Genomic DNA, 14,658 nt, shown 5'->3' on the forward strand with positions numbered 1-14,658 from the left:
GGAATGCAGATCATTGTGCCCGTATCACCGTATCGGAGGTTTCATGCATCGCGACCCGACAACTCTGGAAGAGTGGAAATCGACACTGGTCGCAGCCTTGGGTCTTGTATTGGTCAGTTTTCTCGCTTGGTACGGCCTGTCGCGGTTAAGTGAGACCACCGCTGGTGACACGATCGGCACAGCGACGACTGTGCTGCTTTCGATTTGGCTGGTGTCCCAGACCTGGTACTACATGACACAGGTGAAATCCCCGAAGCGTCAACTGTTGCTCATGGGAATTTCCTTTATTCAGGTCGTGCCCTTCCTGTTTGCGGCCGTCTATGGCTCGTTTGGATATTACGACTTGTGCGTGGTGGGGGCCAAAGGGCCGTCGGATGTTCTGTATTTCTCATATGTCACGTTCACGACGGTCGGTTTTGGAGACCTGCACCCCGCAGGCCTGTGCCGCGGTCTGGCCGTAGCCGAGGCAATTACCGGGTATATCCTGCTGGGCCTCTTCGTTGCGGCCGCTGTCGGAGTATATGCGCGTGGGCACAATCAGCACTGACCGGTTACTTGTTGTGGTCGATTCATTGAGACATGGCGTGCTTGTCCCGGAAACACTCTGACGGTATGGGCCTGCGTTTGCTGCGCGAAATCCGCTCGGCATAAGCAACCTGTTTGCCGGTCGGGTAATTGGCAAATGGTGACGGGTCATGCGGCTTATGTGCTGAAATCCAATCTGACATTGAGCGCCGGTCGCGTTGAGCTTCGACCGGAATTTCAAGCGCTGACTGTTCGGCAATTGCGCGGGCATAGCGCATCTGCCGGTCTGTAACGGGCAGCAGGTGATAGTCATTTGACGGACCGCCTAGGGCGGAATTTCGCGAGTACTGGGCCATCGGGTGTTCCTCTGACTATGTGGAACATCTGTGGAACATTAGCCATTTTTTTCAAGAGGGGGTGGTCGGGACTGGGCGGGAAACTGCCGGTTTCAGCTTTTATTGACTGACCAATCAATAATAGATAAGTCCGAGAAAGTTCTCTGCCCGCTCGGGGCGCATAAAAGAAAAGGACGCGGCATGAAGTTTCAGCCCAAGGCCAGTCATTTCATCAACGGCGAATACGTTGAGGACACGAACGGTGCTCTGATCGATGTCATCTACCCGGCCACCGGAGAGGTCATTGCCAGGCTGCATTCAGCTACGCCTGAGATCGTAGATCAGGCTCTAAACAGCGCAAAAGCGGCACAATCCGAATGGGCCGCTATGTCGGGCACAGAACGCGGTCGCGTGCTGCGCCGTGCCTCAGACATCATGCGGGACCGCAATCGTGAGCTGTCGATCCTCGAAACTCACGACACCGGCAAACCCCTTCAGGAAACGCTTGTAGCAGATGCCACCAGCGGTGCTGATGCGCTGGAGTATTTTGGCGGCCTAGCCGCATCGTTGACCGGCGAGCATATTCCACTGGGTGGCGGCGATTTCGTTTACACGATCCGCGAGGCGCTAGGCGTTTGCGTGGGTATCGGCGCTTGGAACTATCCGACCCAAATCGCCTGCTGGAAGGGTGCGCCCGCACTGGCCTGTGGCAACACGATGGTGTTCAAACCTTCCGAGACCACCCCGTTGTCGGCGTTGCAAGTGGCCGAGATCCTGATCGAAGCCGGGGCGCCCAAAGGCGTCTATAACGTGGTGCAGGGCTATGGCGATGTGGGAGCGTCTCTGGTGACCGATCCGCGCGTTGCCAAGGTTTCGTTGACCGGATCGGTGCCAACAGGCCGTAAAGTCTACGCTGCCGCAGCAGACGGCATGAAGCACGTGACCATGGAGCTGGGCGGCAAGTCCCCGATGATCGTGTTCGATGATGCGGATATCGAAAACGCCGTCTCAGGCGCGATTCTGGGCAATTTCTACTCTTCGGGTCAGGTCTGTTCCAACGGCACCCGTGTCTTTGTGCAAAAAGGTATCAAAGAGGCCTTCCTGACCCGCCTGTCCGAACGCCTCGCCACCGCGAAAATCGGCGATCCGCTGGGTGAAGAGGTCAATTTCGGCCCAATGGTCAGCGAAAACCAGATGAACATCGCGCTGGGTTATGTCGAAAAGGGCAAGACCGAAGGCGCCCGTCTGGTCTATGGCGGCGAGCGGATCGAAGGCGATGGCTTCTACATGCAGCCTACTGTCTTTGCGGATGTCACCGACGATATGACCATCGCACGCGAAGAAATCTTTGGCCCGGTCATGTCGGTGCTGGATTTCGACACCGAGGAAGAGGTCATGGCCCGTGCCAATGATACTGAGTTCGGTCTGGCTGCGGGTGTGTTTACCAACGACCTGACCCGCGCCCACCGCATCGTGGCCGGATTCGAGGCAGGCACCTGCTATATCAACACCTACAATCTCGCCCCGGTTGAAGCGCCCTTTGGCGGGTCCAAGATGTCTGGGGTCGGGCGCGAGAACTCGAAACTCGCAATCAACCACTTCAGCGAGATGAAAACGGTTTATGTCTCGATGAACGATGTCGAGGCACCCTACTGATCCGAACCGTCTATTCAGGCTCTGTTCCATGCAAAATCGTATATGGAGCAGAGCAGAACCGTACGTGGCTCGCTGTTGAATTTGCAGTCGGTGCGTCCAGCCTCAATAACCGGCGCAAACCAAAACCGTGCCAAAGTCTCTGATGTGCATGTCACGGGTTTCGTTTAGCGCGACCAACCCCTTTGTTAGAGACTAAATCGCGGCAACTTCTTCTTTGGGAGTTTGCTCGCCAAAAAAAGGTGTCAGAGCCTGGCCTGCGGTCGGCCATTGCACGAGTTTCTAAAAGAGTGAGGCCCGGATGCAGCGGGATCAAAGGATGATGCCAATACTCTGGAATTCGTACATAGCGCAATCAGGAACTTGGCGCTCGTGAAGTTTACGTGCGGCGTATTGTGATGCCTGCCTCTACCCAGATCGTGCGGCAGCAACAGAAAATGCCCCAAAACATAAACAAAAAAAGCACCCAATTCTGCTTGATTGCTTTGCGTCAGAGCCAGTTCTAGTTCAGCTGCAACACCTTGAACAACTCGGCGATCTCGTGGCGAGCTTCTACGCTGTCCTGCAGCAGTTTTTCTGCGTCGGCCAGGGGTTTGTCAGGCACACGCGGTTGCGGAGTCACGAGGCGCTTCGTCGCTTCAACAACCTGGCTGTACTTTGCACCGTGTTCCAAATTCGCTTCAGTGGACTGATCGGCCAGCCAAAACAGTCGGTTTGCCTCGTCAATACGATCCGAAGCGCGCATCAGAGCACCCGCCTTGGTATAGTCCCCAACTACGACCAAAGCTTCAGCGCGCAAAGCAACGGCCGCGCCCGTCGAGTCGTCGGCCAGTTCCAACATCGCTTGATGTGGGTGCTGGTCCAAAAGAGCTGCCTTGGCGCGCAGGCGGGCGCGCTCGCCGCGTCTGACCCTGTCCTGAGGCCGTTTTGCCAGAGCGATTGCCTGCCGTGGGAAACCAAGCTCTGCTAACCTGGTTGCAACAGCGATTGCGGCATCTGTCGTTAGATTCAGCGTCTGCTCAGATGGCATACTGAGGATGCGGCGCAGAAAAGTGGCGTCATCGGCCCGTTCGGTCAAAATATACACCACACGATTCAGCGTCTCAGCGCTTTCTGTGTCTTCCGGCAGTTTTGCAATCAAGTCGAGCGCAGCGTCGAATTCGTGACCCAGACTCAGTGCAACAGCATGGGTTCGCTGCATCATGGGCCCGATCTCGGCCCTGCGGAACTCGACCGTGTAGGATTCGGCCAAGTCAATCTCCTGAGGCGCGATTGCTCCGCGTTCGATCCAGCGTTTGTCGACTAGGCGAGCCAATGCCAACGGGGCTTCCAGAGTGGCGTCTGAGGATTCGATTACCTCGGTTAACAAGGCGTCTGTTTGGGGCGCATCACCCTCAGCAGATGAAACTTTGGCCTTGGCCTGCGTTACACTCGCGCTGGTTTGTGTTTTGACGCGATCCACTGAACGCAAAACTCGGCGAGCGGCTTCCAATTCCTCTCCATCCACCAAAATTTCCGACAGCGGCGGGCCGACGTGGCGCCTCAAGTGATCTGGTAGGCGCACAAATGTCTGTTCAATCGCAGTAAGATTGGCGTCGCTGTGCAAATGACCTTCGGAAAGCACGGCCCACAAAGCCGCATCGCTGTCGCATCGCTGCAGATCGGAGAACGGATTTGCTCCGGTCAACGGGCCGTTATCCAGAACGTGGCCCACGGCTGCGATACGTTCTACCTCTGCAGTATGCTCGCCCAACAGTTCGAGGGCCGTTTTAGCCTCGGCTCCAAAACCGGAGTAAGCGTAGAGTTTGGCCAATTGCAGTGCGTGCGTTTTGTCGATGGTGTCGAACTCCTGAAACAGGCCGGACCGTAGCTGCGCAATCTGTTCGGAAAATGAGCGATCATCTGTCCATTCATCAAAGGCCAGTTCAGCGCTGGACACACAGGGGGGGCGGCGCTCCACCTGCGGAATGTCCGGGCCTAAAAGCCCGTTCAGGTCATCCAAGATTGAGGTCACCTGGACATTCCGTTCCACTTCGGAAGGTATAATCAGACTCTGATCGTAGGTGGATGCGCGTGGTCCCGTTGGGGCAATGTCCAAATCAACGATACCGCGATCAACGCCTTGCAGTAGTCGCATGGACAGCTGATCTTCGAACCCGTTTGCGTTCAGGGTCAGTAACGGCAGGGCCAGCTTATCAAATGTTTGATCGGGTTCTAACGCTTTGTCTTCCTTTGGGGCTTTGGGCAGCACGGGCGCTGAGATATCGCTGGTCAGTGGCGGAAGGAAAGTTCCGGGCGCAATGTCTACAACGATCATTGTCCGTTTGAACAGAAAGGCCGAGGCAACGCAGTCGCAGCCAAACTCCAACTCAAGGGCCCCGCCCGGATCCAATTGGGAAATTGTCGCCAGCCGGTTTTTGGTTAGTCGCTGAAAAACCGAACCGGTTTCAAAGATTGCACCCTCCAGCGCGACGTTCAAGCGGGCACCGTTCTTCGTCTGTTTCAGCACCCATCCGGTGTCCGGTGGAACCTGAACAACCAGCCTAGTATAGCCGTCATGTTCGCCCGAGCGCACCGTAAGATCTCGCGCAGCGGCGCTGCCGGCCACCGCAATCAGGGCAGAGACGAAGATCGCGAACCGGGTCATGCCGCTGCCTGCTTGAGTTCTTTCAGTGCTTCTTCAAGCTCGGTAAAGTCCGGGCGGTTATGGGTTGGCGTGTTCTGGCGCCCGACCTCAATGCACATGGAGGCGTTGTGGTTGTGTAGATTGGCGACCAGAACCTCTTTGATCAGCTGGTAGAAATGGTTGTCTTCTTCGACAACAGCCTTCAGCTTGCCGGCGAAGGGCCCGACCAGACCATAGGCCAGAAACACTCCCAGAAAGGTTCCCACCAGCGCGCCACCAATGAGCTTGCCTAACACCTCGGGCGGTTGGTCGATTGACCCCATCGTCTTGATCACACCCAAAACCGCCGCCACGATGCCCAAGGCAGGCAGACCATCCGCAACGGTCTGAAGGGCATGGCTGGAATGCATGGCGTGGTGAAAATTCGCTTCCATCCTTTTTTCCAGCACCTCTTCCACCTGATGCGGATCGTCATAGTTCATCGACGCAGATCGCATTGTGTCGCAGATCAGGTCTACCGCCTCCTTGTCGGCCTGAATCTTGGGATAGGCCGAAAAAAGTGACGATTTTTCGGGGTCTTCGATATGCTGCTCAACCTCGACCGGGTTGGCCTTGGCGATGCGGATCAGAGAAAACAGCAAGCATAGCAGGTCGCGATAGTCTTCGGGCTTCCATTTCGGCCCCTTGAACACTTTTCCCATGTCCTTCGCGGTGTGCTTCACAGCGCTCATATCGTTGCTGATCAGAAACGCGCCTATTGCAGCACCACCGATCATCATCATCTCAAAAGGAAGCGATTTCATAATGATGGCCATTTTGCCGCCCGCAGCCAGATAGCCGCCGAACACCATGGCGAAAATGACCACAATTCCGATTAGTCCGATCATGGGGGATCTCCAGCAAAGTCCTGCGCGGGGTTAAGGGGTTACTCCTGAGGGGCCGCCGCGTTGCGGCCCGCCATGATGACACTGATGGTGTAGGCGGCCTCGGGGCTTAACCCGGCTAGAACGCCAGCCGCCGCATCCGGAGGCATCCGCGAGAGGAAACCGGCGGCAAAACCCGGGTCCATCGTCTCGAATAGCGCGGCGGCGTCTTTCGGTTTCATGCTTTGATAGACATCAGTCAGGCGCGTCAGGTCTGTCTCGGCGGCATTCTCGGCGATTGCGAGTGTCGCGCGCAGGGCTTCTTCGGCTTCCTGCAAGGCAACCAGTCGCATTTCGATTGCCTGACCGGCAATGTCCAACGCTTTTTCCTTGTCCAATACCGTAGATTCGCGCTGCTTCAGGGCTTCTTCCCGGCGCAATAGTTCTGTCAGCAGAACCTGCGCTCCAGGCAGATCATCCTGCACCTGGTTGACCCTAAGGGCGGAAGGCTCGGACGTTTTTGCCAATGCAGGCCCAGCTTCCAGCCCAAGCCGAATCGCAGCGGACCCGATCATCAGCAGCGAGATGACCGCCAATACGCCGCCTTTCGGGCGCCTATCGGTTTGCTTGAGGGTCATCTTGCAAGTTCACTTTTTGGGCGATCATGCCGGAAAAACATCAAACCGCCGGGCCGCTTCGCCGTAGCCGGGGCAACGGCCTCATTTTCCGGGTCCGCAGTCTGCTCAGTCGCCTCGGCAGTGTCTTCACCATTGGATGTGGTGATTTCCCTAGCTTCTTCGGGCGTTTTGCCGGAGTCATGAACAGGCGTGGACGCCTCTGGCTTTGACGCCGTTTTTTCAGGTAGCTCCACGTCATGCATGGAGGCCATCATCAACTCCAGCCGCTTTGCAACTGTCTCGGCGCGTTCCGTCAATTCCTTGAGATTCGCGCCTGATTGATCCGAAGCGTCTCGTGCAGACTCCAGTGACTTCTTCAACTCATCCGCTTGCGTCGACAGAACAGCGACCGCCCCGCCTACACCTTTTTCCAGGTCGGTGAAGCGCTTGAGCCGCCGGGACAGCACGAAACAGTAAAGACCCGCACCCAGCGCGCCGGCGACCAGTAAAATATCTGCAATCAGCTCCAACTTCGCCTCCTAATTCAATACGAATTCCATCACGAGAACGTCGCGCACGCGGCCTTCTCCTACGACGATTTCAATGGGCCGCAGCAGGTGGCCGCGGATGCGCATCAGGGCCAGAGAATCCTCTAGATCCGACACTTCAACCGCGCGCAGATACCCGTTCAGGATGTCCATGATTCGGGGTTTCATCTTTTCCACGTCAGCGGCATATTCGGAGTTCACCTCCAACTGAGCGTGAAACTTCAAATGCCGTGAATCGCCTGCGTTGACCGAGACGATCAACGGCGGAAGATCGATGAATCCCACCTGGGGCAATGCCTTCACCGCCTTGGTCTGGTGCTTGTTTTCTGCCTCTTCGACCGCAGGCTTTCCACCGAACGGCAACCGGCCAGAGGTGGTCAGGAAATACCCACCAGCTGCTCCGGTGACCGCCAGAATCATCCCAATGACTATCCCCTTTTTCCCCGACTTTTCAGTGGCTTCACCCTGCTCTGTAGTCGCGTCAGTCATGACGTCCTCATTTATCCGTTCGGTTAGTGTCATAACCCGGCAGGGACTAACCGATTGTTAAGGGCATTCGTCCAAACAGGGGATGCGTCAGGCAGAATGTCGGCGAGTCGGAGGTGAGCGTGCAGCAGATCGGAACTGTCTGGGCAAGTTTGGACAGGCGTAAACAAATCATCGTCGCCGGTGCTGTCGTGCTGGTTTTTCTTGGGGTCCTTGCGATGTCGCGTCTGGTGACTGCGCCATCGATGACCTTGCTCTATGCCGGGCTGGAAAGCGGCGCAGCTGGGGACATTGTCCGTTCGCTTGATCAGCGCGGGGTTGCGTATGAAATTCGAGGCGGCTCGATCTATGTGCCTGGGTCGCAGCGGGACGAACTACGCCTGACGCTGGCCAGCGAAGGCCTGCCCGCCAACGGCAATCAGGGCTATGAACTGCTGGATTCGCTCAGCGGTTTCGGCACCACATCGCAGATGTTTGACGCTGCGTATTGGCGCGCGAAAGAGGGTGAGTTAGCCCGCACAATCGTCGGCAGCCCTCATATCAATCAGGCGCGGATTCATATCGCCAATGGGTCGACCAATCCGTTCCAGCGCAGCGTGGCGCCAACGGCTTCCGTGTATCTGGTGCCATCGGGGGCTCAGATCACATCCGATCAAGCCAAGGCGATCCGGTTTCTGGTGGCTTCTGCGGTTAGTGGACTGGCACCCGAGAAGGTCACGGTGGTCGACTCGAACGGGGCTGTGATTGGTGCGCAGGAGACAGCTGGTGCCAACGATTCAGCGGATGACAAGGCGCGTCAGCTGCGTGAACGGGTGATGCGGTTGGTCGAGGCACGCGTCGGTGCCGGAAATGCGGTGGTCGAAGTCAGCGTCGATACGGTGACCAAAACCGAATCCATCCGTGAACGCCGCTTTGATCCCAACGGGCGCGTCGCCATCAGCACCGATATCGAGGAACGCTCAGACAGTGCCCGCAACCAGTCCGCCGATGTCACCGTGGCATCGAATTTGCCCGACGGAGACGGCGCGGGTGGAGACGAGTCGAACTCAAACGCAACGCAAACGCGGGAGCGCGTGAATTATGAGGTCTCGGAAACCGAGCTGGAGGTCCACAATGCCCCAGGGGCGATCAAGCGGCTGACCGTGGCAGTTCTGGTCAACGGGACACGCACGTTAGACGCATCCGGGGTGGAAAGTTTTGAACCCATGCCCGAGACGGAAATGGATGCGTTGAAAGAACTTGTGGCCTCGGCCGTTGGTTTTGATGAGGCCCGCGGAGACGTCATTACTCTGAAATCGCTGGACCTTCCGGTGGTCGAACCGCAGGGCACGCTGGCGTCTGCCTCGATCTGGCAGAAAGTGCATTTCGACGCGATTTCGTTGATCCAGATGACCGTTCTGGCGCTTGTCTCTCTGGTTCTTGGGCTGTTCGTGATCCGCCCGATCCTGACAAAACCTGCGATGGGCCCGGCATTACTGCCTGCCGAGGAGTCCCCCGAACCCGAGGCATTTCTGACCGGAGAGATTGCGACCGAAGAGAACGGGCAATTCACCTCGCTTCCGGGGCAAACCTCTGCTGGCGACGTTCCCGCATTGGCGAGTCAGCCAGGTACCGATCCGGTGGACCGCTTGCGGGCGATGATCGGCGACAAACAGGAAGAGACGGTCGAAATCCTGCGCAGTTGGCTCGAAGAAGGCGAGGAGCGTGTCTGATGTCGATTGCCCATCTTCTTGAAGATTTCACACTACAGGCCGGGGGCGGGAAACTGCACCTACTGGATGAGGACGCGTTGGAGGAACAGCGACTCGCGTCCTTCGAGCAGGGCTACAGCGCCGGATGGGAAGACGCGGTTCAGGCGCAGGAGCAGAGCCGCGGGCAGGTCTCGGCCGAACTGGCCAAATCGCTTGAGGATATGTCCTTTACCTACCACGAGGCCATCACACGGATGACCCTGTCATTGGAACCGATGTTCCAAAGCTTGGTGAATGCCGTCCTGCCAGAAACGCTGGAGCGGAGCTTTGCCGTCCGGCTGGTGGAGCAGATGTCAGACATGGCGAGTGATCAGATTGGTCAGCCGATGCAGATCTTTGTGCCCACAGGCTGCGCGATTGAGGTGGAAGACATGCTGCCTCAGGACCTGTCCGCGCCCACCCGCGTGATCGAAGAGCCGTCTCTGGGGGCCGGGCAGGCTCGTTTGCAGGTCGGAATCTTGCAGCGCGAGGTGGATTGCAGCGGTCTGCTCGCCTCGGTCGCAGGGGCATTCGACGCATATGTATTTGAGGCAAAAGAGGCTGAGAACCATGAGTGATCCCCAGACCCCAAAACACGAAAAAGCCAACCCGTTTGGGGCCGTTCCGATCGAGGTTACGGTCTCGGTCGGCCGTGCGCGCCCACTGATCCGAGACTTGCTGAACATGGGTGAAAATGCCGTTCTGACGCTGGACAAACGGGTCGAGGACCCGGTGGACCTTTATGTCGGAGACCAGCTTGTCGCTCGTGGCTTGCTGGAAGAGATGGAGGGCGATCAGGCCGGGCAACTCGCCGTGCGTCTGACTGAGATTGCGGATTTGCAGAACGGGCTTGGTTGATGCGGGGTTTGTTCTGGCTGGTTGTCGCGTTGGCGACACTGTCGCCCTCGCTGGCTGCGGCGCAAGAGCTGTCGCTGTCTCTGGGCGAAGGCGGCTCAATCTCAGCGCGCACCATCCAGTTGATCCTGTTGATCACGATCCTCAGCCTCGCACCGGGACTGGCGATTATGATCACCTGCTTTCCGTTTCTGATCACTGTTCTGGCGATCCTGCGGCAGGGCATCGGCTTGCAGCAATCGCCGCCCAACATGCTGATCGTCAGCCTGGCCCTGTTCCTAACCTATTTCATCATGGAGCCGGTCTTCTCCGAGGCCTGGGCCACCGGCATCCGCCCGATGGTCGAAGAAACGATGGAAGTAGAACCGGCGTTGCAGATCGCGATCCAACCCTTCCGCGTTTTCATGGCCGCGCGGCTGGACCCGGATACGTTTCACGCCATGGCAGCCTTACGGCCCGGCGGTGATACGGTTGCCTTGACGCCCGAGGCACCGCTGTCGATCCTGATGCCGTCCTTCATGCTGTCCGAGATCGCCCGCGCCTTTCAGATCGGTTTCCTGATCTTTCTGCCGTTTCTGATCATCGACCTTGTAGTGGCGGCGGTGTTGATGTCGATGGGGATGATGATGGTGCCGCCCGCGACCGTGTCGCTGCCATTCAAGCTGGCCTTTTTCGTCATCGCTGATGGCTGGTCGCTGATCGCCGGGGCGCTCGTGCGCAGCTACATGAGCTGAGCTGTCACTGCCGGGTGATCTGGAGTTGCGCGCGCAGGCCCTGATCTCCGGCCTCGAAACTCAGCGAACCACCGTGCTGTTCCGCAATCGTGGCGACGATGGTCAGGCCGAGCCCGAACCCGTCTGAGGACCCGGTGTTGGAGCCGCGCCGAAACGGGGCCATCAGCGCCTCGATATCCGAGACGGAAAGATCGGTGCCTTTGTCTTCGACAGTGATGGTGGCGGTGCGTGCGTCGGTTTCCAGTTGAACCTCGGCGTGGCGACCATATTTAAGCGCGTTGTCGATCAGGTTGGTCAGTGCGCGTTTCAGTGAAATCGGTCGCGCCATCACCAGAATTCGACGTGTCTCGGGCAATGACCCGTGACCCCTGCGAGACATGAAAACCGAGGGTGCGCCCTCGACCGCTACCGGATCGACTTTCCTAAGTGTCACAGGCAGATCCATGTCCTGGTAGTCGGACACAAGGGACTCGACCAGCGCTGTCAGCGAAATCTGCTGCGGTTTCTCGACGCTCAGCTCTGACCGCGTATAGGTGAGCACGCTTTCGATCATGCCGGTCATCTGGTCAACGTCGGCTTCCAGCTTTTCGCGCAACTCGTGATCAGAGATCAGCGCAGCCCTCAGGCGGACGCGAGTGGCGGGTGTACCTAAATCGTGACTGACACCGGACAGAACAGTGGCCCGTTTTTCCAGTTGCATTCGTTCGGCATCCAGATGGTCATTAACGGCCGAGACGATTTCTCGCAGTTCCGCAGGACCATCAGCGTCATAGCTGTTCGGCCCGCCACGGCGTTTGCGGTCACGCAGAGCTTGGGAAAATCGGGTGAAGCTGTCCGAGACATTTCCAATAGAGGTCAGAATGACCGCCAGCGCTACAATCGCGACCAGAATGGCGGGCAGGCGCAGGTCGGCGGGTGCGGCCTTGCAGCCCCAGATTTCGGTGCCGTCAACCTGCTGCCAGTCATTGCGTCCAAACCGAGCGATCAGGATTGGTTCGCTGCAATAGGTGGCTAGCAAGCGGGTCAGATTGCCCATCTTTTCCGCCCCGGTCTGGTCGATGCGGGACAGGATATCCGATACCGGATAGACAAGCCGGTCCGACATTATCGCAAGAGTCAGTTCGCGTCCTGCCAGGGGGGTGGTGTTGTCAGTCAGGATCGACAGGTTGGTTACAAAGCTGCGGTCCGACAGGTTGGGCAATTGCGCGAATTGCCCGGAAGCGGCCAGTTGCGCCGCCTCTGGCGACAAGGGCGTGATCGTGATCCCCGGCGGCGGGGTCTGGCCCACGCGCAAATCCTCGTAGATCGCAAAACCGGAGACAAAGGCGCGGGTCAGGAAATCATCCCACGCGCGGGCAGAAGCGAACCATAAACCTGCCGCAAGCAGGCCCGAGGCAAAGGCCGCCCCGGTCCAGATCCAGCCAAGGCTGCGCAGGCGCGGGGCGCGCGTTGTCATGCGTCCTCTTCCACCGAGACCTCGGCGGCGAAGACGTAACCGACCCCACGCTCGGTGCGTAGCATCTGCGGGTCTTTCGGGTTGGCCTCAATCTTGGACCGCAGCCGCCCGACCAGCATGTCGATGGCGCGGCCCTGAGCCTCGGGCTTGTCGGCGCTGCCGGTGACGTCCAGCGCAGCGGCGATCTCATCCCGTGTCAGGGGGATATGCGGGTTGGCCAGCAGAACCTTGAGCAGCGCGGTCTCCCGTTGCGACAGCGACACCAGATATCCTTCGGGCGAGTGAACCTCATCGCGTTTACCGTCATAGCTCCAGTTGTTGAACCGAAAGCTCTTGGTCCGGCGGCGATAGGCCAGCGAAGGCGTGCGACGGGCGCGCTGCATCACCGCGCGGACGCGGGCCAGTAGCAGTTGGGGGTTGAACGGCTTGGCGATATAGTCATCGGCCCCGACCTCATACCCCGCCATGCGCTGATGATCGGCGGACAGGGCCGAGACCAGAATGATCGGAACATCCTGCTCGGCCCGCAGGCGGGCGCAGATTTCTACACCGTTCTCATCCCCCAGCATCACGTCCAGCAGGATCAGGTCGACCCGGCCTGCGGTCAGATGCGACCGGATTTCGTTTTCAGAACTCGCGGGCAGGGCGATGAATCCGTTCTGCTGCAGGAACTGGGTCATCATCGACCGCATCTCGGGGTCGTCATCCACCACCAAAAGTCGCGGAATGCTCACGCGGTTTGTCCTCCCAGTTTCTGCTCCTCCGACGCCATGCATTGTAACGAATGGAAACAGATTCAATGTCAACGTAACACGCTGTAACAAAAGCGGTGAATTTTTGGGCGTTGGCGTGCATTCGCCCCGGATTACACGTTGCCAGACGGCAATCTGGCCGCAGTATGTCGGGCATCGCTGCTTTTGCAGTCACTAGGTTCTCTAGGGAGGAGACAAGAAATGAAGCGTTTTGCATTTGCGACCGTTTCGACTTTGGCCGTGGTAGCCGGGTCGTCGGTTCTGGCCGGTCCGCAGGCCGAGGTTCTGCATTGGTGGACATCGGGCGGTGAGGCCAAATCGGTGGCCGTATTGCAGGAAGAATTTGCCTCGAACGGTGGCACCTGGACCGATATGCCGGTGGCCGGTGGGGGTGGCGATGCGGCCATGACCGCGCTGCGCGCCCGGGTTCTTGCGGGTAACGCGCCGACCGCCGTTCAGCTGAAAGGCCCCGCCATTCAGGAATGGTATGAAGAAGGCGTTCTGGCAGACATCTCATCCGTGGCCGAGGCCGAAGGTTGGGCTGATGTGCTGCCTGCATCCATCGCGGGCCACATGATGTGCGAAGGCGCATGGTGCGCCGCGCCGGTGAACGTGCACCGCGTGGACTGGATTTGGGCCAACGCCGATATTCTGGCCGCCAATGGTGTCGAAATGCCGACCACTTGGGACGAATTCAACGCGGCTGCCGTCAAACTGATGGATGCCGGCGTGATCCCGTTGGCCCATGGCGGTCAGTCGTGGCAGGACGCGACCGTATTCGAAGCGGTTCTGCTAGGCATTGGCGGGCCTGAGTTCTACCAAAAGGCGCTGGTTGATTTGGATCCCGAGGCGTTGACCTCGGACACGATGGTGCAGGTGTTTGACCAGATGCGACTAATGCGCGGCTATGTGGACGAGAACTTCTCGGGCCGCGATTGGAACCTGGCCACCGCGATGGTCATGAACGGCGAAGCAGCGTTCCAGATCATGGGCGACTGGGCCAAAGGTGAATTCCTGGCGGCTGGCAAGACCCCCGGCGAAGATTTCCTGTGCGCCTCGACCCCCGGCGACGGTTACCTGTACAATGTCGACAGCTTCGCCATGTTCGATGTGGATGGGGACGACAAGAAAGCCGGTCAGGACCTGTTGGCCAAGCTGATCGTCGCGCCGAACTTCCAGAAAGTGTTCAACCTGAACAAAGGGTCGATTCCGGCGCGGACCGACGTTGCACTGGATGACTTCGACATCTGCGCCAACCTGTCGGCAGAAGATATGGGCGCGACTTCGGACGCAGGCTCGCTGCTGCCGTCCTATGCTCATGGCATGGCTCTGCGCGGGTCGCAGTCCGGTGCGATCACCGACGTTGTGACCGCGCATTTCAACTCGGATATGTCCTCGGCTGATGCAGTTCAGCAATTGGCGGACGCGGTAGCAAACAGCTACTGATCCAACTCGCTCTGCCCCCTATACTGAGGGGC

General features: G+C 58.4%; 15 protein-coding genes. 7 read left to right on the forward strand and 8 right to left on the reverse strand.

Annotated features, from left to right (window positions below; all coding sequences use genetic code 11):
• The first annotated feature begins 43 nt into the window (after nt 1–43).
• Entirely contained in the window at nt 44–547 is a 504-nt protein-coding gene (locus tag ABLN94_RS09995) for a potassium channel family protein (protein WP_170488230.1), read from the forward strand.
• A gap of 22 nt (nt 548–569) precedes the next feature.
• Here the strand turns inward: ABLN94_RS09995 and ABLN94_RS10000 are convergent, their stop codons facing one another.
• Nucleotides 570–881, reverse strand: coding sequence for a hypothetical protein (locus ABLN94_RS10000; protein WP_352992008.1), 312 nt, complete (start codon nt 879–881; stop codon nt 570–572).
• Nucleotides 882–1,061: 180 nt separating this feature from the next.
• Between ABLN94_RS10000 and betB the strand changes: the two genes are divergently transcribed.
• Complete coding sequence (betB, locus tag ABLN94_RS10005; RefSeq protein WP_352992010.1) at nt 1,062–2,516, forward strand: betaine-aldehyde dehydrogenase; 1,455 nt, start codon at nt 1,062–1,064, stop codon at nt 2,514–2,516.
• 499 nt (nt 2,517–3,015) lie between these two features.
• Here betB and ABLN94_RS10010 read toward each other — a convergent pair whose 3' ends face one another.
• From ABLN94_RS10010 to ABLN94_RS10030, 5 genes are read right to left on the reverse strand one after another with little or no spacing between them, the layout of a single operon-like run.
• Nucleotides 3,016–5,160, reverse strand: a complete 2,145-nt coding sequence (locus tag ABLN94_RS10010; protein WP_352992012.1) for a hypothetical protein — start codon at nt 5,158–5,160, stop codon at nt 3,016–3,018.
• On the reverse strand, nt 5,157–6,026 hold the full coding sequence (gene motA / locus ABLN94_RS10015) for a flagellar motor stator protein MotA (protein ID WP_352992014.1): 870 nt from the start codon (nt 6,024–6,026) through the stop codon (nt 5,157–5,159). The genes ABLN94_RS10010 and motA overlap by 4 nt, the downstream gene beginning before the upstream one ends.
• Nucleotides 6,027–6,064: 38 nt before the next feature.
• Nucleotides 6,065–6,640, reverse strand: coding sequence for a MotE family protein (locus tag ABLN94_RS10020; RefSeq protein WP_352992015.1), 576 nt, complete (start codon nt 6,638–6,640; stop codon nt 6,065–6,067).
• Nucleotides 6,637–7,149 (reverse strand): hypothetical protein, encoded by a 513-nt coding sequence (locus ABLN94_RS10025; protein WP_352992017.1) that lies wholly within the window; start codon nt 7,147–7,149, stop codon nt 6,637–6,639. The genes ABLN94_RS10020 and ABLN94_RS10025 overlap by 4 nt, the downstream gene beginning before the upstream one ends.
• Nucleotides 7,150–7,158: 9 nt before the next feature.
• A complete protein-coding gene (locus tag ABLN94_RS10030) occupies nt 7,159–7,656 on the reverse strand; it encodes a flagellar basal body-associated FliL family protein (RefSeq protein ID WP_352992018.1) in 498 nt (165 codons plus the stop codon).
• Between the two features lie 119 nt (nt 7,657–7,775).
• Here ABLN94_RS10030 and fliF point away from each other — a divergent pair, with 119 nt between their 5' ends.
• The 4 genes from fliF to fliP are packed head-to-tail and all read left to right on the forward strand — an operon-like array spanning nt 7,776 to nt 10,972.
• Entirely contained in the window at nt 7,776–9,365 is a 1,590-nt protein-coding gene (gene fliF / locus ABLN94_RS10035; RefSeq protein ID WP_352992020.1) for a flagellar basal-body MS-ring/collar protein FliF, read from the forward strand.
• The gene (locus ABLN94_RS10040) at nt 9,365–9,961 is read left to right on the forward strand and encodes an ABC transporter ATP-binding protein (protein ID WP_352992022.1); all 597 of its coding nucleotides are present in this window, start codon (nt 9,365–9,367) and stop codon (nt 9,959–9,961) included. Before fliF ends, ABLN94_RS10040 begins: the two co-directional genes overlap by 1 nt.
• A complete protein-coding gene (locus ABLN94_RS10045; protein ID WP_352992024.1) occupies nt 9,954–10,241 on the forward strand; it encodes a FliM/FliN family flagellar motor C-terminal domain-containing protein in 288 nt (95 codons plus the stop codon). Before ABLN94_RS10040 ends, ABLN94_RS10045 begins: the two co-directional genes overlap by 8 nt.
• Complete coding sequence (gene fliP, locus ABLN94_RS10050) at nt 10,241–10,972, forward strand: flagellar type III secretion system pore protein FliP (protein WP_352992026.1); 732 nt, start codon at nt 10,241–10,243, stop codon at nt 10,970–10,972. Before ABLN94_RS10045 ends, fliP begins: the two co-directional genes overlap by 1 nt.
• A gap of 4 nt (nt 10,973–10,976) precedes the next feature.
• Here the strand turns inward: fliP and ABLN94_RS10055 are convergent, their stop codons facing one another.
• Complete coding sequence (locus tag ABLN94_RS10055; protein WP_352992028.1) at nt 10,977–12,428, reverse strand: sensor histidine kinase; 1,452 nt, start codon at nt 12,426–12,428, stop codon at nt 10,977–10,979.
• The gene (locus ABLN94_RS10060) at nt 12,425–13,162 is read right to left on the reverse strand and encodes a response regulator transcription factor (RefSeq protein ID WP_352992030.1); all 738 of its coding nucleotides are present in this window, start codon (nt 13,160–13,162) and stop codon (nt 12,425–12,427) included. Before ABLN94_RS10060 ends, ABLN94_RS10055 begins: the two co-directional genes overlap by 4 nt.
• Nucleotides 13,163–13,381: 219 nt before the next feature.
• On the opposite strand from ABLN94_RS10060, the gene ABLN94_RS10065 reads away from it, so the two are divergent.
• Complete coding sequence (locus ABLN94_RS10065) at nt 13,382–14,626, forward strand: ABC transporter substrate-binding protein (RefSeq protein ID WP_352992032.1); 1,245 nt, start codon at nt 13,382–13,384, stop codon at nt 14,624–14,626.
• Nucleotides 14,627–14,658: the final 32 nt, after the last annotated feature.

The organism is Ruegeria sp. SCP11, assembly GCF_040329455.1.
GTDB lineage: Bacteria > Pseudomonadota > Alphaproteobacteria > Rhodobacterales > Rhodobacteraceae > Ruegeria > Ruegeria atlantica_E.